Genomic DNA, 21,615 nt, shown 5'->3' with positions numbered 1-21,615 from the left:
TCGCCTGGCGGCCTCGATTGTTGGTCCCATCAGGCCAAAGACATCACGGGATACCGTCGGCGTGCGCCTTCAACCAAGCTTTCCCGTCTTCGGAAGACTTGTAGAGATCAATATCGTACGCAACCTTGATGCCTTCCGGCGGCTGGCCATCGATCGACTTGATGGCCTGCGCAAGCGCGAGCTTGCCGAGACCCTGGCCTGAAATGTCGACGACCGCCTTGATAACCGTGAAATCTGCAATTTCCTGCGCGATCTCGGTCGTCATATCGCCGCCGAAAACGACAACTTTGCCGGTCTTGCCCTGGCTTTTGACCGCGCGAGCGGCACCAAGCGTTGCGCCACCGGCTTCGCCGAAGAAAGCGTCTATGTCGGGATTGGACGATAGCATCGTGCTCGCGACAGAGACGGCCTTGTCAAGGATCGCACCTTCCTGGTTGGCGACGATCTGGGCGCCCGGAACCTTCGCCTTCAATGCTTCTTCGAAGCCCTTACGGCGAGTAACGCAAACTTCGACAAATTCGCAATTTAGAACAGCGATCTTCGGCGCGTCCTTCTTCTCTGCAATGAAATAGTCGGCAGCCGCATCGCCCAGCTTATGCCCAAAATCGTAAGGGTCGCCGACCGCGTAAGCCGAAATATATTCCTTCATGTCGGCGTCGTTCAGGCAGGTATTGTAGCAGACGACAGGAATGCCAGCTTCGTGGGCGCGACGGATTGCACGATTGGAACCGTCGGCGGAAACCGGAGAGACGATGATTGCCTGTACGCCAGAGGAAATCAGCGAGTCGATGAAAGAAGACTCCTTGCTCACGTCACCTTGAGCATTCGTCTCGATGATGTCGAGCTTGCGGCCAGCGTCATTCGCCCCCGTTTGAATGCCTTTCCGGACACCGGCGTAGAAACCCTGCGCATCCATATAAATCGCGCCGACTTTCAAATCCCTGTCCTGGGCGTAGGCCGGCGTGATCAACGCGGCGCTGAATGTGCTGAGCGCCAAAATGGCGGCGTTCGTGACGAGCTTCATCGCTCCCTCCCTTTTGAATGCGAAATCGATGGATAATCCGCCTTGCGGCTCCACCGTCACCAGCAAACAATATTATTCATCGGATTAATGTCAATATAAATACGATTTATTTTTTTATAAGTGTGGTTTTTCTGGCGAGTTTCGTGCTAGTTGAGTTGGGTAAGGGTGGGCGAAATGAACCGAAAGCCATTGTCGAAGAATGGCGCGAAGCCAGGAATGCGGAGAAGTGATGCGAACCGAGAGGACGTTGACGGAAAGCGGAGAGGAGATCGCGGGCCGCGGAAAGCGTTCCGTCCGCGAAGCGCTGTTGACGCAACTCGTCGAGCAAATTGTCTCAGGGGAACTAGCCGAGGGATCGACACTTCCGAACGAGGCGGACTTGACGGACAGGTTCAATGTCAGCCGCACCAGCTTGCGTGAGGCGATGCAATATCTGGTAGCGTTGGGGATGACCCGCTCCCGCACGAGAGCGGGAACGATCATCCTCCCACGCGAGAACTGGAATTATCTCGATCCTCTCGTGCTCGATGTGATGTTGTCCATAGGCGGCGACGAGACATTCTATACTTCCCTGATCGACGCACGGCAGCTCCTGGAGCCTGCAGCTGCCGCACAGGCGGCCACGAATGCCACCGCCAGGCAGCTTTCTCGCATCGCCCAAGCGTATGAGGACATGGTGGATGCCAATTCCCGCGATAACGAAGAATGGAGCCGAGCAGACCTGGACTTCCATACGGCCATCATCAATGCCAGCGGCAACTGGGTCTACAGGCAGTTTGCCAGTGCAATCAGAGCCGCCCTACTCGCAAGTTTCCGCCTTACAAACCGCGCGAGCCAGTCTCACGAACAGGCTCTCGAGAAGCATCATGCAGTCCTGGATGCTATCAGGATGAGAGAGCCACAGGTTGCCCGCGCTGCTATGGAAACGCTTATTGGCGTGGCCAGAGCCGAGATTACGGATGCACTGAGGCTCGACAAGTGCAAGTGAACGCGTCGAGGCATATCCGGCGCATCCATGCATCAGCCATAAGCACCACCGTTTCCGTCCCAGATCATCGCCGGAAATGCGGCTTTCAGGCATGAGGCCGGGACGTGAGCAGGGCTGAATGACAAAGGCCGATCGTGCGGCCTTTCCGGTGCGACACTGTCAGCCTCCCTTCACGGTCAGTGGCTTGCGTCCCGACCACAGAAGCGGGCCATGCTCCACCACGAACAATCCGAAAGATGCCGTCCAGCCGATCGCGGCTACCGCAAGGATTTCCGTCGTCAGCGCGGGAACGAGTTCGGCAAGCGGCCGGACAAGTGCAACGCAGCCAAGCAGAACGTAGGAAATATTGGTCGTCCGGCTCGATTTCAGTTTCCGTCCGGTATGGCCGCGCGTTGCCCGCGTCATCACCGCCAACATCATCATTGAAATCGTGCCGATCGCGAAGATATGCAGCACGCCCACTTCGGGCAGCCATCTGGATGCTTGAAGAGCGATGGCGGCAAAACCGAGCGGCACGAATAAGAAGGTGGCATGCAGGACGAACAGAATGGGCTCCGGCCAGGTGGCCCAGCCCCGCCAGCGGACCAGCCTGATCGTGTTCAGGATCGCCGCGACGCCCGCCACCCCGCAAACAGCCGTGGATTCCGGCACGCACGTCCACAGGACAAGCGCGACCGCACCGATGATGATGGTTGCTGCATCGAAGGTGTTATACGGCACCGGAAAGTCCGTACGGCCGAACTGATTGATCCAGTTGCGGGTGAAGCTGGGCAGGATCCGACCCCCGACAATCGTCACGAGCAGCACGTAGGCACCGATCCCGAGACGGATCGCGAGTTCCGGGCCTACGCCCTTGATGACCTGGATATGAAAGACCAAGTTTGCGAGCGAAAGGACAAAAAGTCCCGCGATAACTTTTAAATCCTTCCATTTCTTGCCAGCTACGACCTCACGCGCGCAGATAACGAGCATGACAGGCAGAAACAGGCTGTCGATGGCGGTCGCAGCGATGATCCCGACCGAGCCGCTGGCCAGCATCGCGATACGGCCGGCGCACCAGATTGCAAACAGGACTGCCAGCGGCCTTCCGGCGATCGGCAGGCGGCCGGTCCAGTTCGGGATCGCCGTCAGCAAGAAGCCGGCCAGCACCGCCGGTGCGAAGCCGAACAGCATCTCATGCGCATGCCAATACAATGGTCCGTAATCCGATGCGACAGGGATGCCGAAGCTGAGATAGGCCACCCACAGGTCGAGGCTTGCAATAGCCCAGAGCGCCGATGCCAGGAAGAAGGGCCGGAAGCCATAGGAGAAGAGGACCGGTCCGGTTCGCGACATGCCGCGCGGAAAATCTCGCGCGGCATCCGAAGTGTTTTTCATTTCCGTGTCTCCAAATTGACGACACAGCAATGCCGAGGATTGTCGGGGCAGTCGTTGAGATTACGCAAACAGCGGCGGCAGAACTTTGCGCTGACACAAATAGTCAGTTTGCTCCAAATCAAAGAGTCCAATGGGGTTTCTACTACCTTCCTTCTCGACCGGGCGGCGTTCGCTCGCTCTTCGACTACGGGAGATTAGAAATGACGAACACTCTGCAAATGACCCGTCGCACGATGCTTACGGGCGCTGCCGTCGCAGGAGCGCTAACGCCGATCATCATCGCGAATAGCGCTGCCCATGCCGACGAGGTGGTGGCAGCGAACGCGCCCAGGAAGGCGCCGACAGTCGACTTCACCAAGCTTCAGCGAGAAAAGGTCGAACTGGTCAAGCCACCCTTCGTCCATCCACACAGCCAGAAAGCCGAGGCTGGCCCGAAGATCAAGGAATTCACGCTGACCATCCAGGAAAAGAAGATGGTGCTCGATAAGGATGGGACCGAGGTGAACGCGATGACGTTCGACGGTTCGGTGCCCGGCCCGCTGATGGTCGTCCACCAGGACGATTATGTGGAGCTGACGCTGGTCAATCCCGAAACGAACACGATGCAGCACAATATCGACTTTCACGCCGCAACGGGCGGGCTTGGCGGCGGTGCGCTGACGGTCGTCAACCCCGGCGAAAGCACCGTCCTGCGCTTCAAGGCGACAAAGGCAGGGGTCTTCGTCTACCACTGCGCACCTCCCGGCATGGTGCCCTGGCATGTCACGTCGGGGATGAACGGCGCAATCATGGTTCTCCCGCGCGAGGGTCTCACCGACGGCCATGGAAAACCCCTCGTCTACGACAAGATCTACTATGTCGGCGAGCAGGATTTCTACATCCCGCGCGACGAGGCCGGCAAGTTCAAGAAATACGACAGCCCCGGCGAGGCCTACGAGGATACGCTTGCGGTGATGAAGACGCTAACCCCGACCCACATCGTCTTCAACGGCGCCGTCGGCGCGCTGACGGGCGACAATGCGATGACCGCCAAGGTCGGCGAAACCGTGCTCATCGTGCACTCGCAGGCCAATCGCGACACGCGACCGCATCTCATCGGTGGGCATGGCGAATATGTCTGGGCGACCGGCAAGTTTGCGAATGTGCCCGACATAGACCAGGAGACCTGGTTCATCCCGGGCGGCACAGCGGGTGCGGCGCTCTACACTTTCGCGCAGCCCGGCATCTACGCCTATGTCAACCACAACCTCATCGAGGCATTCGAACTCGGTGCGGCTGCCCACTTCAAGGTCACCGGGGACTGGAACGACGATCTGATGACTTCGGTGAAGTCGCCGTCGGCCAGCTGACCTTGATGGGACTGTGCAGGCCGTGAGGGCGGCCTGCACAGTATGTTTTCTTTAAAAAGGGGGCGCATGTTGCGAAAAGGACATGACACCGCATGCCGAGACTGCAGGAATTTCCGGCATTTCGATCGTACTTCCGCTTGTGCTTCTTGCGGTCCTTTCGGCAACGCTTGCGGTTGAGGCCGGGTTGATAAACATCGGGCGGCGCGATGCCGCATTTGCCGCTCCMGAGGTCATAACCATTGCACCCCATGAATTCCAGTATCGCGACGCGACCGAGTATTTCCGCAGGGGCTTGGCGGTCGATGCGCCGAAGCGCGAGGCCTACGTCCGGATGCCCCTGACGATCATGAGATATCAGACCAGCCTTTTCGAGTATGACCGTTGCGTGGCCGATGGCGCCTGCCCCGACCCGGAAGGGCGAAGCACAACCTCCGGCGACGACACGCCGGTCACCGGCGTCAGCTATGAGGACGCGCTGCGCTATGCGAACTGGCTGTCGCAGAAGTCGGGCGAGCAATGGCGGCTTCCGACCGACTTCGAACTCGCCTACGCTGCCGCCGATCGTTTCCCCGACGACGCACTCGGCACCGATGCGAACAGCAAAAACCCTGCGCTGCGCTGGCTTGCAGACTATGAACGCGAGGCGCGACGCACCGCMTCGAGCGACCCGGCGCCGCAGCCGAAGGGATGGTTTGGCGTCAGCCAGACCGGGCTTGCCGATTTCGGTGGAAACATCTGGGAATGGACCTCGACCTGCAACAAGCGTGTCGACCTCGAGAAGGAAGCCGTCGTCGACGAGCCCGACCCGGCGAACTGCGGTATCATGATCGCCGCCGGCAGGCACCGCGCTCCGATGAGCACTTTCGTCAGAAACCCCAAAGGCGGCGGATGCTCGGTCGGCAGCCCGCCCGACAATCTTGGTTTCAGGCTCGTCCGGCGGCTGAGCTTCATCGAGAGCATCGAAGACTTCACGCGCCGCGTCGCAGCCGATATGATCGGCGGCGCCATTTTCAAAGAGGTTCAGCAGGACGACAATGAAGGTTGACCGTACAGTTTTGAAGTCACTGCCGCTTTTCGAGCGCATGACGGATGCCGACCTCGACGTCATGCTCGAGCACGCCACACCGCGCCGCATCGCCCAGGGCGATGCGGTTTTCGAGCAGGGAGCTGCTGCGAAATCGTTCTTTCTGCTGCTGCACGGCAGGCTCAAGGTCACGCAGGTCACCCATGACGGCCAGCAGATCATCGTCAGGATGGTCCATCCGGGCGACCTGTTCGGCTTCGCCATGGCGCTGCGCCGACAGGACTATCCGGGAACAGCCACGGCCGCAGCGGAAAGTCTCATCCTCGGATGGCCGACCGACATGTGGTCGCGGTTCGTCGAGCAAAATCCCCGCCTGGCAATGACTGCCATGCAGACGATCGGCCARCGGCTTGAGGAAGCGCATACGCGCATCCGAGAGATGTCGACCGAAGAAGTGGAAAAGCGGGTTGCCCATGCCGTGTTGCGTCTGTCCAAACAAGCCGGCAAGGCGGTCGGAACCGCGATCAAAATCGATTTCCCGATATCACGGCAGGATATCGCCGAGATGACGGGTACGACATTGCACACGGTGTCGCGAATCCTCAGTGCCTGGGAAGGCAAGGGCATTGTCGAGGGCGGAAGGCAGAAGTTGACGGTCACCGATCCGCAGCGTCTTCTCAGACTGGCGGAAGGCGAAGGCGATTAGCTGGCAGATTGTCGGGCGGCTTCCCGGATGAGGACCCCAATGCGGGCCGAATATTCAGTTGCTCCCCACTGGGGCCATAGGCAGGCTTCGCAGCGCTCGGAGGCAATGGATAACCTGTGCTGCAAAAGCCCGCGCACGCTCGCCGTCCTGATCATTGCGGGCAATCTCCCCAATGCTCAGATAGCTGTCGACGAGTAGTTCGCAGAGCGGAAGGGCGCTTTCCAGCGCGGCCTGCGACGATCTCAACGTATGAGGCGCGCTTTCGAAAGGCGCTTCGCCCAACGATTTTGCCCTGTGGTTCGACTGGTCCACAAGAGATTGCAGTTCGTTATTTTCCCTTGGACCAACAGCTTTCGCCGCCATCGATTGGAGATGAAGCCCCAGCCTCTGTTCCAGCGAACCCAAGGTTTGCTGGCCAACATCGAACATCCTGTCGCGCTCGGCATGGAAAGCAAGCCTGCGCTCACGCCTTAGCTTCGCCACGTGTCCGAGCTCCTCGCGTGCCATGCGTTCGGCGGCCTTCTTAATTTCGTCCGACTGGGCGTGGGCGGAAACGTAAGTCCAGAACACGAATGCGCGCTCCTCGTTGCGCACCGCCATGGAAAATGCACGGTATGCGCTGAGCAGTTCCGGGGCCACCACCCCTGCCCCCTCGTCGTCGAAAAGTTCCTCCGGGGCTCGAACGAGGTCACGTGCGGCAGGAAGTGACGAAGTGCTCCKCCATTCGTCCACCTTGCTCAGGTGGCTCTTCTCTTCGACCACCAGGGATTCGAATAGGTCTGCAAGGTCGGGACGGGCCATTTCCCGCATCCGATCCGCCAAAGCGACGTAGCCGTCGACCGCCTCCTGCTCCATCTGCGCGGCAAGCGTCAGGAGATCGCCCAAAGAGGTGAGTTCCCATGGATCGCGACTAAACTGCGGCATTGTCATTTCACTCCTCTTGTCGTGCGGGCAATCGAAAACCGGTCGCGGAAGTTGTGATTATCCTTCCCGAACCTTCATCCCAGAAGATTGATCTAGCTCAACGAGCCATCGGTTTTTCCATCTATACCCGTAACGCCTGGGTCGAAATCACTGGAAAACGCGTGGGATGGCATCACACAAGCTAAGTACGGCCATACGGCGCATAATGGTCCTTTGGGTTGCGGCGATCGCCTTTGCGACGATGTCGATATCGCCAGCATTGTCTGCAAGCCAGCTTCCGGCATATCTGGAAAAGGTCCAGCCCGGCGAATTGTTCGAGGGCGCCGATCGTTTCGGCACTCCCTCCGGACAACCGCCGATCGCGCCCGTCTTTAGGGGCGAAGAAATGGTGGGCTATGCCTACCTGAGCTCAGATTTTACCGGTTCCACCGGTTATTCCGGCAAGCCAATACAAATCGCAGTCGGCATCGACACCTCGGGTGTCGTTCGCGGAATCAAACTCATCGAACATCATGAACCGATCGTTCTGATCGGCATCCCGCAGGCGAAAGTCGTCGCCGCGCTCAATTCTATCATCGGCAAGAATCTCGGCCGTGTGGCAGCCGGCGAAGAACGCCCACCGCAGGTGGAGATCGTCAGCGGCGCCACCGTGACGGTTCTCGTCATGGGCGACAGCGTCATACGCTCCGCGGTGAAGCTAATTCGCAGCAACAGGCTGAGCGCAGGCGCTGAACCCAGCCTCAAAGCACCGCCCGACGTGAAGACCTTGGATCTCTCCCGAAGCGATGTCAAAGACTGGCAAACACTTCTTGGCGACGGCTCGGTTCGCAGCCTGCGGCTATCCGTGGCAGAGGTCTCGAAAGCCTTCGGGGAAGCAGGGCACGCCGACGCGGCATCGCACCCGGAGACAACGAACCCCGACGACCGCTTCATCGATCTCTACGTGGCCCCGGTCAGCGTTCCAACGATTGGAAGAACCCTCCTCGGCGATCCAGCATACCAGCGCCTGCAAAGCCGCCTGCAGGCGGGTCAGTCGGCAATTCTCGTCGCCGGGGACGGGGCCTATTCCTTCAAGGGGTCTGGCTACGTCCGAGGTGGCATCTTCGATCGGATCGAACTGCTACAGGACGGGCAGGGTCTCAGGTTCCGCGATCGGAATCACACCCGGATCGCGACGCTTGCCGCGTCTGACGCTCCAGATCTGAGAGAGATCGCACTCTTCGTGGTTCCCCCGGATTTCGGGTTCGACATCACCGAACCCTGGGACCTCCAACTGCTCGCACAGCGCAGCAGCAGCGGTGCACGGGACAAGGCGGTAATTCCTTACAATCTCGAGTACACGCTACCATCGCAATATATCAGCGTAGCCAAAGCTGCCGCTCCCCTGCCTCCGGTGCCGACGCAGGACGACGCTTCCAATCAAGTCCAGGACGACCATCCCCTATGGATCCGCATCTGGGACAACAACCGCCTCAACATCGGGATTACGATTTGCGCACTCCTTGTTCTGACGTTGATCTTCTTCTTCCAGGACTGGCTGGTAAAGCGACCCAAGCTCTTTGCATGGGTCCGCAACGGCTACCTCGTTTTCACGCTCGTCTGGCTCGGCTGGTATGCAAATGCACAGTTGTCGGTCGTCAACGTGCTGACATTCATGAACTCGCTAATCACAAATTTCACATGGGAATTTTTTCTTGCGGCGCCGCTGATCTTCATCCTCTGGGCCGCCGTCGCTGCAGGTCTGCTGTTTTGGGGACGCGGCCCGTTCTGCGGCTGGCTGTGCCCGTTTGGTGCATTGCAGGAACTGCTGAGCAAAGCGGCAAAGCGGCTCAAAGTCCCGCAGGTGAAGCTCCCTTGGGGGCTGCATGAACGGCTCTGGCCGATCAAGTACATCATCTTCCTCGGGCTTTTTGGCTTGTCGTTCTATTCGGTGAGCTACGCCGAGATGGCGGCGGAGGTCGAGCCGTTCAAGACTGCGATTATCCTGAAATTCGTGCGGGACTGGCCGTTCGTCGTCTTTGCCGTGGCCTTGCTTGTCGCCAGCCTGTTCATCGAACGCTTCTACTGCCGCTACCTCTGCCCTCTCGGCGCCGCACTCGCGATCCCCGGCCGGATACGCATGTTCGAATGGCTGAAGCGCTATCCGGAATGCGGCTCTCCATGCCAGCGCTGCGCCAAGGAATGTCCGGTCCAATCGATCCATCCCGAGGGCCAGATCAATGTGAACGAGTGCATCTACTGCATGCATTGCCAGGAACTGTACCATGACGACCAGCGCTGCCCGCACATGATCCAGGTACGCCTGAAGCGCGAGAAATTCATGGCACTTTCCACTCCTGAGTCACGCGGTGAGAAGCCGCCGAAGACGGTCGTCACCCACAACGGCAAACCTATCGAACGAACTTAATCGGCATGCGACGCTTCGGTCGCGGCCATAACGAAGGAAGAGAAAGCATGTCCACGGAAGACAAACAGCCGCGGTTCAACAGACGTCAGCTACTGGGCACGACGGCCATGGCCGCCGCGGCGGGAGCCGCGTCTGCCGGTGGAGTCCTCGGTTTTTCGGGCGGAACAGCAACACCCGCCATAGCCGCCGAGTCCCGGCGCCAGACATGGGAAGTGAAGCCCGGCGAGCTGGACGAATACTACACGTTCTTTTCGAGCGGCCAGAGCGGGGAGGTCCGCATCGTGGGTGTCCCTTCAATGCGCGAAATCATGCGCGTTCCGGTGTTCAACCGCTGCAGCGCAACGGGTTGGGGCCAGACCAACGAGAGCCGCAAGGTGCTGACCGAAGGCTTGCTTCCCCAGACGGTCGAGTTCCTCAAGGACCAGGGCGGCGTCTACCATAACGGCGACCTGCACCATCCGCATCCGTCGCAAACCGACGGCACCTACGACGGACGCTATCTCTACGCCAACGACAAGGCCAACACCCGCGTCTGCCGCATTCGCCTCGACGTCATGAAGTGCGACAAGATCATCGAGCTGCCAAACCAGCACACGGTTCACGGTCTGCGGGTTCAGAAATACCCCAAAACCGGCTATGTATTCTGCAACGGCGAAGACGGGGTGCCGATCCCCAACGATGGAAAGATCCTCGACGATCCAAAGAACTACCAGGCCCTGCTTACGGCTCTCGACGGGGAGACAATGAAGGTCGCCTGGCAGGTCATCGTCGACGGAAATCTTGACAATGTCGACGCCGACTATCAGGGCAAATATTGCTATTCGACCTGCTACAATTCAGAAAACGGCGTCAATCTCGAGCAGATGATGGCAAAAGACCAGGACTGGGTTGTGGTCTTTAATATCAAGCGCATCGAAGAAGCAGTCCAGAAGGGTGATTTCAAGGAGATCAGTGGCGTCCCCGTCATCGACGGACGGCACGGCTCGCGCTACACCCGCTACATTCCGGTCTCAAACGGCCCGCATGGCATGAACACCGCGCCCGACGGAATTCACGCCGTGGCAGCGGGCAAGCTTTCGCCCACCGTCACCGTCTTCGATGTCCGCAAGTTCGACGATCTCTTCGACGACAAGATCCAGCCCCGGGACAMCGTCGTCGCAGAACCGGAACTCGGTCTCGGCCCTTTGCACACCGCATATGACGGCCGCGGCAACGCCTACACCACCCTCTTCATCGACAGCCAGATCTGCAAGTGGAACATCGAGGACGCCAAGCGCGCCTTCGCCGGCGAGAAAGTCAATCCGATCCGCCAGAAACTGGATGTCCACTATCAGCCAGGACACAACCACTCCTCGATGGGCCAGACCAAGGAAGCCGATGGAAAATGGCTGATCTCGCTCAACAAATTCTCGAAGGATCGGTATCTGAACGTCGGACCTCTGAAACCGGAAAGCGACCAGCTCATCGACATTTCGGGCGACGAGATGGTTCTGGTGCACGACAACCCGACCTTCGCCGAACCGCATGATGCGACGATCGTGCATGCATCCAAGATCAATCCAGTCAGCCTTTGGAGCCGTGACGACCCGTTCTTTGCCGATGCCGTCGCACAGGCGAAAAAGGACAACATCGATCTGATGATAGATTCGCAAGTCATCCGAGACGGCAACAAGGTGCGCGTCTACATGACGTCGTCGGCACCGGCGTTTGGCCTGGAGTCGTTCACCGTTAAACAAGGCGACGAGGTGACGGTTTATGTCACCAACATCGATGAAGTCGAGGACCTGACGCACGGCTTCGCCGTCGTCAACTACGGCATCAACATGGAGATCGGGCCGCAGGCGACTTCATCCGTCACCTTCACTGCGAGCAAGCCGGGCGTCTACTGGTATTACTGCTCGTGGTTTTGCCATGCCATGCACATGGAGATGAAGGGCCGCATGCTCGTGGAGCCCAAGTCAGCCTGATGCGTCAAGCTGTTATCATGGCGGTGGCTGTCCTTTGGACCGCCACCTGTTCAACTGCCGGGGCGGCGGATCGCATTGTCACGCCCTCCGACAGGGAGGATTTGACGGCGATCTTCGAGCAAGCGACGGCGGGCGACCGGATTATCCTGCGTCCCGGCAGCTACAGAGGGCCACTGACGATCAGAAAACCCATGGTCGTGGAAGGTGACCCTGGCGCGGCCATCATCGGGAACGGCCATGGCACGGTCGTGACCATCGACGCCGCAAACGTGACCTTGCGTGGCGTTGAAATCCGCGGGTCGGGTGCGAACCTCGAGATGATGGACTCGGGCGTGTTTGCGACCGAGGCGGCTCAGAATGCGGTGATCGAGAACAATCTCGTGGCGGAGAACCTCTACGGCATCTACATCCACGGAGCCAAGGACTCTATCACACGCGCAAACAGGATCGTCGGTTTCAAGGAGGGCCGGCTGAGCGAGGCCGGAAACGGTGTGACAGTCTGGAATGCTCCGGGCGCCAAGGTGCTGGCCAACGACATCAGTTTCGGTCGCGACGGGATCGCCACCAACGCCAGCAAACGAAACGTCTTCAGCGAAAACCGCTTCCACGACCTGCGTTTTGCCATCCACTACATGTACACCAACGACAGCGAGATCCGCGGAAATGTCTCGATCGGGAACGTGGTCGGCTACGCGATCATGTTCTCCAGCCGGCTGAAGATCATCGACAATGTCTCTGATGGCGACCGGGATCACGGCGTGCTCCTGAACTTCGCCAATAGCTCGCTCGTCACCGGAAACATCGTCCGGGGACGTCTACAGCCTGAAAGCCGATGGACGACCGCCGGCTCGCGCAACGCGACACAAGAACTGCCCGCGGATGACGGTACACCAGGACCCAGCGAAAACGTGACGGGTCTGCGCGTCGGCCCCGAGAAATGCGTCTTCGTCTACAACGCAAACAAGAATCGCCTCGTCGGCAACGAGTTCAATGGCTGTGCAATCGGCATCCATTTCACAGCAGGGTCGGAAGGAAATACCATGAGCGGCAACTCTTTCATCAACAACCGCAACCAGGTCAAATATGTCGGAACACGGTATCTGGACTGGTCCCAGAACGGCCGTGGCAACTACTGGAGCGACAACCCTGCATTCGATCTCGATGGCGACGGTGTCGGCGACAATGCATATCGTCCCAACGATCTCATCGACAAGGTCTTGTGGACCTCGCCTCAGGCGAAGGTCCTCACCACGAGCCCAGCCGTTCAGTTCATCCGATGGGCGCAGGCGCAGTTTCCGGCCCTGCTTCCCGGCAGCGTGGTCGACAGTCATCCGTTAATGGAACCACCTGCGGCCCGTGGGGACGTACGGCAATGACGTATCCGACCGTTCTCTTGTCCGGCGTGGCCAAGCGCTACGGCGAGGTGCAGGCAGTCAAGGACGTCTCGTTCGTTCTCAACGAGGGCGAAACGGTCGCACTGGTCGGCCACAACGGCGCGGGCAAGACGACGCTGATAAAGCTGATGCTGGGTCTCATTCGTCCGTCGGCTGGCAGCATCGAGGTGATGGGAGAAGATCCTGCGAGCGGCGATTTCGCCGTGCGTCAGAGGCTTGGTTATCTGCCTGAAAGCGTCGCCTTCCATATGGCCCTGACAGGCCGCGAAACACTCGCTTTCTACGCGCGGCTGAAGCGGGTCGCTGGTGCAAACCCCTTGGACCTCCTGGAACGTGTTGGACTGGGCGCAGCCGCTGCCGACCGGCCCGTGCGCACCTATTCCAAGGGAATGCGCCAAAGATTGGGGCTGGCGCAGGCGCTGCTCGGGGAACCACGCCTTCTGCTGCTGGACGAGCCGACGAGCGGCCTTGATCCGGCGCTGCGTCGCAGGTTCTACGATCTGTTGAGCGAACTGCGCGCGAAAGGAACCACCATCCTCTTGTCGTCACATGCCCTGACCGAACTCGAAGACCGGGCCGACCGGGTGTTGATCGTGAACGACGGCGTGACGATCGCCGACGGAACACTTGACGATCTGCGGACTCTCGCACGGCTGCCTACGCGCATCAGCATTAGGTTTCAAAATCGCGCCAGTATCGAAAGTTCGAAGAGCGCAAAGGTCGCCTGGAAGGCAACCGGTACAGCAACTTTCGAAGTTGACGTCGCGATGGAAGACAAGGTCGCCCTCCTCAAGGAGGTGACCGCCAATCCCGACGACATTGCGATGCTCCACGTTACCGAACCCACTTTGGACGACCTTTACGCCCATTTCCTGAACGGCGGGAGGGCGCGGACATGAAGAATATCCTGATCGTAGCCTCCAAAGAGATCCGTGAGGGCCTGCGCAACAGATGGGTCCTCGCGACGACGCTTCTGTTGGCGGCGCTGGCCTTGACCCTGTCGTTTCTAGGCAGCGCACCCACGGGAAACGTCGGCGTGAACAGGCTTGACGTGGTCATAGTGAGCCTCTCCAGTCTTACGATCTTCCTGGTGCCGCTGATTGCACTCCTGCTGTCTCACGACGCGATCGTTGGGGAGATGGAGCGTGGCACCATGCTTCTGCTTCTCAGCTATCCGATCGGGCGGAACCAGGTGATCCTCGGCAAGTTTCTGGGCCACATCGCCATACTCTCTTTCGCCACGCTTTTCGGCTACGGTGCGGCAGCCGTCGCGTTGGCCGCTACCGGAACGGAAATTGATACCGCGAGCTGGGTGGCTTTCGCCGCAATGCTTGCTTCGTCGGTGCTGCTCGGCGCGGTGTTCGTAGCGATCGGCTACTTCGTGAGCGGCATCGTAGGCGAACGCAGCACCGCGGGTGGCATCGCCATCGGCGTCTGGCTCTTCTTCGTGCTGATCTACGACATGGCCTTGCTGGGCGCGTTGGTGGCCGCGGGCGGACACACGCTGCCTGCCGGCCTGCTGGACGCCCTTCTTCTGCTGAATCCGACCGACGCCTACCGGATGCTCAATCTGGGTTCCGGCGAGGCCCGCGCCTTCTCCGGCATGGCGGGCGTCGCAGGCCATGCCGGGCTCAGTGGCACAATGCTGGTGTGCGCGCTCGGCGCCTGGACGGTTGTGCCCCTTGCACTTGCCGCCCTGATCTTTTCAAGGAGAGAGCTATGAGGAACCTGATCTTTGCCTTGACTTTCCTGTCACCTCTGCTGCTGGGGGGATGCGAGGATAAACAGCAACCGGTGCCCCCTGCCCCCTTCGCGCTGACAACGGATGCCATCGGCAGATACTGCGGCATGAACGTGCTCGAACATGCGGGACCCAAAGGTCAGGTAATCCTTGACGCTCGGGTCGGAGAGCCGATCTGGTTCTCGTCGGCACGCGATACGCTGGCTTTCACGATGCTGCCAGAGGAGCCGAAGGATTTCGTCGCCATCTATGTGTCCGACATGAGCAAGGCCCCAAGCTGGGAGAAACCCGGAGCGGAGAACTGGATCGACGCAAGAACAGCGCTCTACGTCATCGGCAGTTCGATCCGCGGCGGCATGGGAGCCGAAGAAACAGTGCCCTTCTCGACCAGGGAGGCAGCCACGCAGTTCGCTGCGAGTAATGGTGGCAGCGTGGTGACGTTCGATGACGTCCCCCGCGACTACGTCCTGGGTTCGGGCGCGGAAACGGACCGCCCCGCCGCCGCGGACGAGAAGGTGGAGGCACATGATCATGGCTAGAACGTTCAGTCGTCGTCGAGCTATTGCAATCTTCGCAGCCGCGGCGGGGCTGCCATTGTTGAGAACTGCCGACGCCGCGCTCCCTGCCACGGTCTGGACGGGACAGGCGCTTGGCGCGCCGGCAACCTTGATTCTGAACCACGAGAACCCTGTCGAGGCCGCTCGTCTGATCGAACTGGTTGTTGCCGAAGTCTCCAGGCTGGAAACGGTGTTCAGCCTCAGTCGCAACGATTCGGCCCTGACGGAATTGAACAGGACGGGAGCTCTGGCAGCGCCTTCGTCCGACATGGTGTCCCTGCTTGAAACGAGCCGAGGCTTCTGGGAGCTGACCGGCGGCGCCTTCGATCCCACCGTGCAGCCGCTCTGGTCGCTTTTCTACAAGCATTTCTCGGCTCCAGATGCCGATCCCGCGGGTCCGGCAAAATCCGCGGTCGACCTGACGCTCAAGCAGATAGGCTTCGACACGGTCGTATTCAATCGAGACCGCGTCGTCATGCGTCCGCGTATGGCGCTGACCCTGAATGGCGTCGCACAAGGATACATAACCGACCGTATCGTCGACCTGCTGCGAAACGCGGGCGTGACGAGCAGCCTGGTCGACATGGGAGAGGATCGGGCGATCGGCTCCAAACCGGATGGAACCCCATGGCGGATCGGACTGGCGGAAAGCCAGGACGACGATCGTCCCGAACAGATATTGGATATTGTCGACAAGGCCGTCGCGACCTCGAGCGCCGCAGGTTTTCATTTTGACGCGGCGGGTCGCTTTGGCCATATTCTCGACCCGCGTAATGGCAGCGCACCGGCTATCCATCGACGCGTTTCGGTCGTGGCGAACGACGCGACAACAGCGGATGCGCTCTCCACTGCCTTCAGCTTGATGGAGGAGGCAAGCATTCGGTCGATCGTCGGAACTCGCTCGGACTTGCTCGTCGATCTGGTGGGCGCGGACGGCGGCCACGCCCGCTTTGAAGGCAGACCGTGACGGCGCTGCCGACAAGAATCGCGCCGCTGAGACAGTAAAGGAGATGCTCTCCGACGATACCGGCGGCGGCGACCCCGGCTACGCAGAGTGCCGGGCGGTCATGGCGCCGGTTAGTCGTAACCATTTCAAGCCGTGCATGCGCGGCGGACGCTATTTCCACATCAGAAGTATCGAACACCCGTGCGCCGGCTGAAAGAATCAAGCCGGGCCCGGCCATATTGAGACAGCTTTTTTCCTAGTGGAGCATATCGTGCGACGCCTTCCACGCCTCAACGTCGTCCTTCGATATCCGTATCCGGGAAAATGACGATTGCGGCTGTAGACGCATCTTGGAGGCGGCAATTTCGCATATCGTTCCGACATGCTCCTGCAGCCTGGTTTCGTCGGCGCGCGGTGGATGGCTGATCTCCTGCAGGGCGTCGCGATCGACGATGACCACGCGCTGTGCGCCCTCGTGCTCCATCAGCACGACGCCTGTTTCTCCGGAAGATTTCAGGAATGCTGTGATGAACCTCGGCAACATGCGGGCTCCTCCTCTCTCGTCCATGATGGACCAGAGCATAACGGGTAGCATTTCGACGTCTTTGACCTCCGTCAAAGAGAACGAAAGCGCCAGACCATAAGAATCTTTCTGTGGTTCGCGGCAAGTGACCGCGTTTCGGACATAAGGAAAGGAAAGCCTATGCGCATGTCGCAAAAGCCCTTCATCGTCGAAATCAAAAGACGCCGACGGCGCCGTCCGGCACGTCACGTCGACCTTCCCAAGAGCCCGCCGGACAAGGCATCCGACACCGACAAGCCCGTCGATTTCGCCTCCGTCACTTTACACGCCTCCGGTCTGGCATCGTGACCGGCCCGCCGCGTCAACTCAGAAAGGCGGCAATCCAGGCGACCGAGAAAGACGTAATCGGAACGGCCATGATGAGTGTCGCACACATTCTGGTGGCAAGACGCGTGTCGCAGAGGGCACCGATCTGGAACACCAACACCGCGGACCAGCCGGCCGCAGCCAGAACAATACCGMCGCGAAACAGATCCGAATACGGTATGATGACGCCGTCGGAGCGCAGTTGCGAGACGGTCAACGAAAGCAGCCCGCTGAAGAGACAGGCGGAGCCAAGCGGAATGAGCGCCTGCGCCAGATGGTGGAGGAAGCGTCCCCTCATCCGAAGGATCATTGTGCATGCGGCAAGGGGAATGCMGAAGATGATCGTGGCCGCGGCGACCGAAACCGACAGAAGTACCAGAAGCGCGACGGCATCCACTGACGTCATGACATCATTCTCCAAGGGATAGTCGGTCAGGATCCACCAAGGCAGGCGCAGTGAGAGCGGCCAGGCCAAATGCAGATCGAGGCACCGTTCCACCAACCACAAGCGGATCATCCGGAAAAGGCCGCTATCAGACCAATGCAAGGCGGCTGGAACGAGCCCGAGGAGAACCGGCACGATCAGAACCGTTTCCCACGTGCTCGCAAGCCGGCCCGAGCCGTGGACGATGTCGCGGGCCGGATTGCGCCAGGAAAGCCGGATTGCTCCGCGATAACCGGAACACCGGCCGCACATGTGGCAAGCGCTGGCGCCCTGCATGGTCTTGATGGGAATGAGCGGCGCACAGTTGACAGCGTTGGATCGTCCCTGCTGTTGAGCGCCGGCGCGCCAGCCGTCGGGATCAACACGGAAATGCAGGGGCGCGATTTTCGAAACGGTGCCGAAAACGCCGTTGACGGGGCACAGAAACCGGCACCACACTCGTTTTGCCTTGCCGTAGCGGGCACCGATGATGATGGCGGCAAAGGTCGAGCCGCCAAGCAGCAGTGCGGCAGGCTTCGGATACTGGTAGATGCTTGTCAGTTGTCCGTAGACCGTGGTCGAGACGAAGGACACGACCGGCCAGCCGGACCATTTCATCCATCCCGGAATTGCCCGCCCGGCGCCGCGCTGGCTGGCAAATTCCGAAAGCGCACCTTCCGGGCATAGGATTCCGCACCAGAAGCGGCCCACCAGCGCGGTAGCGAGGATGATGAAGGGCCACCAGACGCCCCAGAAGACGAATTGTGCAAAGCGGGCGACATTGTTCCACACATAATCGGTGTGCGTGGGACGCGGCAACAAGAGCGGGACCGTGAGAAGGCACGCATAGATGACCACCATCACCCATTGAAGACGGCGGATGGCCGCCTGATAGCGGAGAAGGAGGTCGCCGAACCTCGCGACGAGCGCCTGCGCACTACTAGCAGAAGACGTCATGCCGGTGCCTTGCCGGTCAAAGGAGGCGCATAGGCGAGAGACGCAATCAGCCAGTAGAAGCCGAGGCTGAGAAGAGGAAGAAGCTCCGGACGGGCCCGGTAGCCTACGAGACCGGCGAGAAAGGCGCCGAAACCGCTGCCATCATCGAGCAGCCCGMTTGAATCCCACAACGGCCCCGTCATCGGTGAGAAAATTCCAAGCGAAATCACCTTATCGACGACAATCATCGTCAGCCCGCTTCCGAGCATCAGGAGCAGCACCTCGCTGACGCGCGACAGCACCGTCCTGGAAACCAATTTTGACCCGGCTTTGAACGCCCAGAAGCTGATTGCGGCAAGCACGAAGCCAGACAGACCTGAAGCGACGACAAAACCGGCCTGCCAGCCTTGCGAGGAAGCCATCAGTCCAAACAGGAAGACGACCGTCTCCGCACCCTCGCGGGCCACCGCAAGCGCTGCCAGCGTGGCAAGCCCGGGCCAGTTGCCTGCCTCTGCATGTCGGACGGCGCGGTCTGCGAGATCCCGTGTCTGGCCGCGCTCCATTGAACGCATCCAGAAGACCATCCTGAGCATGAGGATGGCGGCAAGAGCAGCCATGATCATCTGCAGGATATCCTCGCCATCCCCTTCAAGGACACCGGCGGCACGGCTCATGATCAATGCCAGCATCAGGGCGAGCGCGAGGCCGGCGCCTGCGCCGGCAAGGATCCAGCTGGTTGCCCGCCCGCGTGCCTCCGGTGCCGCCCTCGTAGACCAGGCCAGCAGGATTCCGACGACCAGCAGGGCTTCGAAGCTTTCCCGCCAGACCACCGAAGCGATCTCGAATATTTGCAGAGTAAGATCCGTGCTCATCGGGCAACCAGCGTTGCCGGAGGCATGTCGAGATGGAAATCATCGAAGAAGGCATAGTTCCCTTCGCTCAATGAGCGGAAGACGAGAAAACTCGATGCGCCGGGTGCGAGAACCTTCTCCTTGCGCAGCGGAATGCTTTCAAACTCGATCGGGGTCGAGCCGTCATTGTGGAGTTCAAGCTTGAAACGGGTGTTCGCAGGCACCTCGATGACCGATGGCGAGACGACGCCATTGCTGAAATGAACCTCGAAAACCGGATCTTCGTCTTCGGCGAAGGCGGTCGGACAAGGTACTATCAGCACGGCCGCAGCCAGCAGCCGCATCAACCAGCTGATGGCACGCATCAATAACCGCCCTTCTTGCCAATGCCGGCAAATACGAAGTCGAATTTCAGCGCGAAGGCGTCGGGCCAGGGAGCAACACCCGTCTCCTTATCGACGTGGCGTCCGAAAGACATCTCGCCGTGACCGCCTGGATGAACGTTGAGCTCCAGGCGATAGCGGCCAGGTCCCGACAGCTTGACATTATCGCCATAATGCGGCCCGTCGCTCGCGACCATAGGCTCAAGTGATCCGACTTGCTCCTCGCCATTGTCGAGGTTCCTGACCGTGTATTCCACATGCAGGCTGGGAAGCCAGTCGCCTTCAGCAAAGCCATTCGCATTTTCGGCGGTCGCGTGGATGTCCGCCTCCAGATGGATGTCGGAATCCGCCGCAGCACGCATCATGCCGGGCGGATCCATCTCGATCGGTTGGAGGTAGACCGCTGCGACTTCCATGCCCGCCGCGATCTGAGGTGAGCCGATCGGATATTCGGCAGCCTTCAGCGCAAGCGGCATTGCGAGGAGAGCGAGAGGAGCGGCGAATAGGCTGGCAGCGCGAAGCATGATGGCGATCCTTAAAGATGAGTATCGCCGTCACGTTTAACAGCGCGATCGCCCTGCTCTTTGCGCTGGCGCAAAGATGCGCGTTTTGGCGGCAGGCAGGTCTTTGCAGGCCGCACATGGCCGAAATCTCGTCACCGGGTCGTCCATTGCTTGACTCTGGTCAAAGTTGCGGCGGGCCGTGACCGATACATCACCTTCGACATAGGGGGATAACTAAGTGATTCAGTTCGTCAGCGCGTTTACAGTCTTTCTCATGCTGCATTCGATCCCGGCGATCCCGAACATTCGCCTTCGTATCATCCGGTCGATCGGCAAGCCGACCTATATCCTTGCCTATTCCGTTGTCTCGCTCGCGGCGCTGGTCTGGCTCTTTTCCGCGGCACTTGCGCTCGATTATGTCCCGCTGTGGGAGCTTCGCCCGTGGCATGCCGCGATGACCTTCGTGCTCGCGCCAATAGGATTTTTTCTCGTGCTTGCCGGTCTGATGAGTGCAAATGCCCTGTCCATATCGATCCGCTCGGCGGGGCCGGCCGGCGCGGTCACGCGAATCACCCGACACCCCGTGCCATGGGGATTTGCTCTCTGGGCACTCGGCCATGTCATCGCCAACGGAGACTTGCGCTCGCTCCTGCTGTTCGGGGGGCTTGGGCTTTTCGCACTCGCCGGCATTCCAATGGCCGAACGCCGGGCGAGAAAGCGTCTCGGCGCTCACTGGGAGATCTACGCCGCGCAGACGTCCGTCTGGCCCCTGGCGGCGTTTGTTTCCGGGGTCCAGCCGAGATCGGATACGGCGCTTGTGGCAGCAGCGATGGCCACGATCGCGCTGGTCGCCTGGCTGCTCCTTGCGGGCGGTCACGCCCTGCTCTTCGGCGCCGACCCGATTTCCGTCTTCGGCTGATCGAAGTCCGCCTCGCCGGACCAGGCGCTTGCCAGCGGCGCGACMGGCAGGCCCAGGAGATCGACGGCGCGACGGGAAAGGTGATCCACGATCTCCTGCACCGACTGCGGACGATTATAGAAGGCGGGAACCGGCGGCATCACGATCGCACCCATTTCCGTGACTGATGTCATGTTGCGCAGATGCCCGAGATGCAAGGGTGTCTCGCGCGTCATCAACACAAGCCGTCGCCTCTCCTTGAGTTGGACGTCGGCTCTCGCGCGTCATCAACACAAGCCGTCGCCTCTCCTTGAGTTGGACGTCGGC

The 21,615-nt window shown here is 60.1% G+C and carries 21 protein-coding genes and 1 pseudogene; 13 read left to right on the top strand and 9 right to left on the bottom strand.

The annotated features are described in order from the left end of the window. Nucleotides 1-43 precede the first annotated feature (43 nt). Complete coding sequence (locus AC1DNW_RS34135; RefSeq protein ID WP_477855620.1) at nt 44-1,024, bottom strand: substrate-binding domain-containing protein; 981 nt, start codon at nt 1,022-1,024, stop codon at nt 44-46. A 229-nt stretch (nt 1,025-1,253) separates the two neighbouring features. Between AC1DNW_RS34135 and AC1DNW_RS34130 the strand changes: the two genes are divergently transcribed. Then, on the top strand, nt 1,254-2,012 hold the full coding sequence (locus tag AC1DNW_RS34130; RefSeq protein WP_113298837.1) for a FadR/GntR family transcriptional regulator: 759 nt from the start codon (nt 1,254-1,256) through the stop codon (nt 2,010-2,012). Between the two features lie 159 nt (nt 2,013-2,171). Here the strand turns inward: AC1DNW_RS34130 and AC1DNW_RS34125 are convergent, their stop codons facing one another. Further along, nucleotides 2,172-3,389, bottom strand: coding sequence for an NnrS family protein (locus AC1DNW_RS34125; RefSeq protein ID WP_477855619.1), 1,218 nt, complete (start codon nt 3,387-3,389; stop codon nt 2,172-2,174). A gap of 200 nt (nt 3,390-3,589) precedes the next feature. Here AC1DNW_RS34125 and nirK point away from each other — a divergent pair, with 200 nt between their 5' ends. From nirK to AC1DNW_RS34110, 3 genes are all read left to right on the top strand, one after another. Beyond that, nucleotides 3,590-4,738 carry a copper-containing nitrite reductase gene (nirK, locus tag AC1DNW_RS34120; protein ID WP_113298839.1) on the top strand — a complete coding sequence of 383 codons (1,149 nt, stop codon included), beginning with the start codon at nt 3,590-3,592 and terminating at the stop codon, nt 4,736-4,738. An 82-nt stretch (nt 4,739-4,820) separates the two neighbouring features. Further along, complete coding sequence (locus AC1DNW_RS34115) at nt 4,821-5,783, top strand: SUMF1/EgtB/PvdO family nonheme iron enzyme (RefSeq protein WP_477855618.1); 963 nt, start codon at nt 4,821-4,823, stop codon at nt 5,781-5,783. Further along, the gene (locus AC1DNW_RS34110) at nt 5,773-6,468 is read left to right on the top strand and encodes a Crp/Fnr family transcriptional regulator (protein WP_113298841.1); all 696 of its coding nucleotides are present in this window, start codon (nt 5,773-5,775) and stop codon (nt 6,466-6,468) included. Before AC1DNW_RS34115 ends, AC1DNW_RS34110 begins: the two co-directional genes overlap by 11 nt. 54 nt (nt 6,469-6,522) lie before the next feature. On the opposite strand, the gene AC1DNW_RS34105 is transcribed toward AC1DNW_RS34110, so the two are convergent. Next, a complete protein-coding gene (locus AC1DNW_RS34105; protein WP_477855617.1) occupies nt 6,523-7,392 on the bottom strand; it encodes a ferritin-like domain-containing protein in 870 nt (289 codons plus the stop codon). A gap of 205 nt (nt 7,393-7,597) precedes the next feature. Here AC1DNW_RS34105 and AC1DNW_RS34100 point away from each other — a divergent pair, with 205 nt between their 5' ends. Genes AC1DNW_RS34100 through AC1DNW_RS34070 form a run of 7 tightly spaced genes read left to right on the top strand, consistent with a single transcriptional unit; the run spans nt 7,598 to nt 16,425 of the window. Next, complete coding sequence (locus AC1DNW_RS34100; RefSeq protein ID WP_477855626.1) at nt 7,598-9,799, top strand: 4Fe-4S binding protein; 2,202 nt, start codon at nt 7,598-7,600, stop codon at nt 9,797-9,799. 47 nt (nt 9,800-9,846) lie between these two features. Further along, nucleotides 9,847-11,766 (top strand): TAT-dependent nitrous-oxide reductase, encoded by a 1,920-nt coding sequence (gene nosZ, locus AC1DNW_RS34095; RefSeq protein WP_477855616.1) that lies wholly within the window; start codon nt 9,847-9,849, stop codon nt 11,764-11,766. Then, the gene (locus AC1DNW_RS34090; RefSeq protein ID WP_477855615.1) at nt 11,766-13,142 is read left to right on the top strand and encodes a nitrous oxide reductase family maturation protein NosD; all 1,377 of its coding nucleotides are present in this window, start codon (nt 11,766-11,768) and stop codon (nt 13,140-13,142) included. The genes nosZ and AC1DNW_RS34090 overlap by 1 nt, the downstream gene beginning before the upstream one ends. Continuing rightward, complete coding sequence (locus AC1DNW_RS34085; protein WP_477855614.1) at nt 13,139-14,059, top strand: ABC transporter ATP-binding protein; 921 nt, start codon at nt 13,139-13,141, stop codon at nt 14,057-14,059. Before AC1DNW_RS34090 ends, AC1DNW_RS34085 begins: the two co-directional genes overlap by 4 nt. Next, nucleotides 14,056-14,883 carry an ABC transporter permease gene (locus tag AC1DNW_RS34080; protein WP_477855613.1) on the top strand — a complete coding sequence of 276 codons (828 nt, stop codon included), beginning with the start codon at nt 14,056-14,058 and terminating at the stop codon, nt 14,881-14,883. The genes AC1DNW_RS34085 and AC1DNW_RS34080 overlap by 4 nt, the downstream gene beginning before the upstream one ends. Further along, complete coding sequence (locus tag AC1DNW_RS34075) at nt 14,880-15,440, top strand: nitrous oxide reductase accessory protein NosL (RefSeq protein WP_477855612.1); 561 nt, start codon at nt 14,880-14,882, stop codon at nt 15,438-15,440. The genes AC1DNW_RS34080 and AC1DNW_RS34075 overlap by 4 nt, the downstream gene beginning before the upstream one ends. After that, nucleotides 15,433-16,425: an FAD:protein FMN transferase gene (locus AC1DNW_RS34070; protein ID WP_477855611.1), complete on the top strand. Its 993-nt coding sequence runs from the start codon at nt 15,433-15,435 to the stop codon at nt 16,423-16,425. Before AC1DNW_RS34075 ends, AC1DNW_RS34070 begins: the two co-directional genes overlap by 8 nt. Before the next feature lie 235 nt (nt 16,426-16,660). On the opposite strand, the gene AC1DNW_RS34065 is transcribed toward AC1DNW_RS34070, so the two are convergent. Then, nucleotides 16,661-16,948 carry a hypothetical protein gene (locus tag AC1DNW_RS34065; protein WP_113298849.1) on the bottom strand — a complete coding sequence of 96 codons (288 nt, stop codon included), beginning with the start codon at nt 16,946-16,948 and terminating at the stop codon, nt 16,661-16,663. A gap of 159 nt (nt 16,949-17,107) precedes the next feature. Between AC1DNW_RS34065 and AC1DNW_RS34060 the strand changes: the two genes are divergently transcribed. After that, nucleotides 17,108-17,275 (top strand): hypothetical protein, encoded by a 168-nt coding sequence (locus AC1DNW_RS34060; protein ID WP_162747170.1) that lies wholly within the window; start codon nt 17,108-17,110, stop codon nt 17,273-17,275. Nucleotides 17,276-17,288: 13 nt separating this feature from the next. Here the strand turns inward: AC1DNW_RS34060 and AC1DNW_RS34055 are convergent, their stop codons facing one another. Genes AC1DNW_RS34055 through AC1DNW_RS34040 form a run of 4 tightly spaced genes read right to left on the bottom strand, consistent with a single transcriptional unit; the run spans nt 17,289 to nt 20,420 of the window. After that, entirely contained in the window at nt 17,289-18,674 is a 1,386-nt protein-coding gene (locus AC1DNW_RS34055) for a 4Fe-4S binding protein (protein WP_477855610.1), read from the bottom strand. Continuing rightward, nucleotides 18,671-19,525, bottom strand: a complete 855-nt coding sequence (locus AC1DNW_RS34050) for an FTR1 family iron permease (RefSeq protein WP_477855609.1) — start codon at nt 19,523-19,525, stop codon at nt 18,671-18,673. The genes AC1DNW_RS34055 and AC1DNW_RS34050 overlap by 4 nt, the downstream gene beginning before the upstream one ends. After that, nucleotides 19,522-19,869, bottom strand: a complete 348-nt coding sequence (locus tag AC1DNW_RS34045; RefSeq protein WP_477855608.1) for a cupredoxin domain-containing protein — start codon at nt 19,867-19,869, stop codon at nt 19,522-19,524. Before AC1DNW_RS34045 ends, AC1DNW_RS34050 begins: the two co-directional genes overlap by 4 nt. Continuing rightward, a complete protein-coding gene (locus AC1DNW_RS34040) occupies nt 19,869-20,420 on the bottom strand; it encodes an iron transporter (RefSeq protein ID WP_477855625.1) in 552 nt (183 codons plus the stop codon). Before AC1DNW_RS34040 ends, AC1DNW_RS34045 begins: the two co-directional genes overlap by 1 nt. 208 nt (nt 20,421-20,628) lie before the next feature. Between AC1DNW_RS34040 and AC1DNW_RS34035 the strand changes: the two genes are divergently transcribed. Next, the gene (locus tag AC1DNW_RS34035) at nt 20,629-21,309 is read left to right on the top strand and encodes an NnrU family protein (protein ID WP_113311805.1); all 681 of its coding nucleotides are present in this window, start codon (nt 20,629-20,631) and stop codon (nt 21,307-21,309) included. Here AC1DNW_RS34035 and AC1DNW_RS34030 read toward each other — a convergent pair. Next, a pseudogene (locus tag AC1DNW_RS34030) lies at nt 21,264-21,563 on the bottom strand (flavoprotein); the annotation flags it as partial. The gene AC1DNW_RS34035 and the pseudogene AC1DNW_RS34030 sit on opposite strands and share 46 nt — an antisense overlap. Between the last annotated feature and the right edge of the window lie 52 nt (nt 21,564-21,615).

Source organism: Rhizobium sp. 05L429, from assembly GCF_056397645.1.
The sequence above is the reverse complement of the archived record's forward strand: the minus strand, read 5'-3'. Positions and strand labels throughout refer to the sequence as shown.

What these genes read in the sequence shown, in the direction of transcription:
- AC1DNW_RS34135 (WP_477855620.1), bottom strand. Translation starts at nt 1,024, where the DNA reads ATGAAGCTCGTCACGAACGCCGCCATTTTGGCGCTCAGCACATTCAGC.
- AC1DNW_RS34130 (WP_113298837.1), top strand. Translation starts at nt 1,254, where the DNA reads ATGCGAACCGAGAGGACGTTGACGGAAAGCGGAGAGGAGATCGCGGGC.
- AC1DNW_RS34125 (WP_477855619.1), bottom strand. Translation starts at nt 3,389, where the DNA reads ATGAAAAACACTTCGGATGCCGCGCGAGATTTTCCGCGCGGCATGTCG.
- nirK (WP_113298839.1), top strand. Translation starts at nt 3,590, where the DNA reads ATGACGAACACTCTGCAAATGACCCGTCGCACGATGCTTACGGGCGCT.
- AC1DNW_RS34100 (WP_477855626.1), top strand. Translation starts at nt 7,598, where the DNA reads ATGGTCCTTTGGGTTGCGGCGATCGCCTTTGCGACGATGTCGATATCG.
- AC1DNW_RS34090 (WP_477855615.1), top strand. Translation starts at nt 11,766, where the DNA reads ATGCGTCAAGCTGTTATCATGGCGGTGGCTGTCCTTTGGACCGCCACC.
- AC1DNW_RS34085 (WP_477855614.1), top strand. Translation starts at nt 13,139, where the DNA reads ATGACGTATCCGACCGTTCTCTTGTCCGGCGTGGCCAAGCGCTACGGC.
- AC1DNW_RS34080 (WP_477855613.1), top strand. Translation starts at nt 14,056, where the DNA reads ATGAAGAATATCCTGATCGTAGCCTCCAAAGAGATCCGTGAGGGCCTG.
- AC1DNW_RS34075 (WP_477855612.1), top strand. Translation starts at nt 14,880, where the DNA reads ATGAGGAACCTGATCTTTGCCTTGACTTTCCTGTCACCTCTGCTGCTG.
- AC1DNW_RS34070 (WP_477855611.1), top strand. Translation starts at nt 15,433, where the DNA reads ATGGCTAGAACGTTCAGTCGTCGTCGAGCTATTGCAATCTTCGCAGCC.
- AC1DNW_RS34065 (WP_113298849.1), bottom strand. Translation starts at nt 16,948, where the DNA reads ATGTTGCCGAGGTTCATCACAGCATTCCTGAAATCTTCCGGAGAAACA.
- AC1DNW_RS34060 (WP_162747170.1), top strand. Translation starts at nt 17,108, where the DNA reads ATGCGCATGTCGCAAAAGCCCTTCATCGTCGAAATCAAAAGACGCCGA.
- AC1DNW_RS34045 (WP_477855608.1), bottom strand. Translation starts at nt 19,869, where the DNA reads ATGCGTGCCATCAGCTGGTTGATGCGGCTGCTGGCTGCGGCCGTGCTG.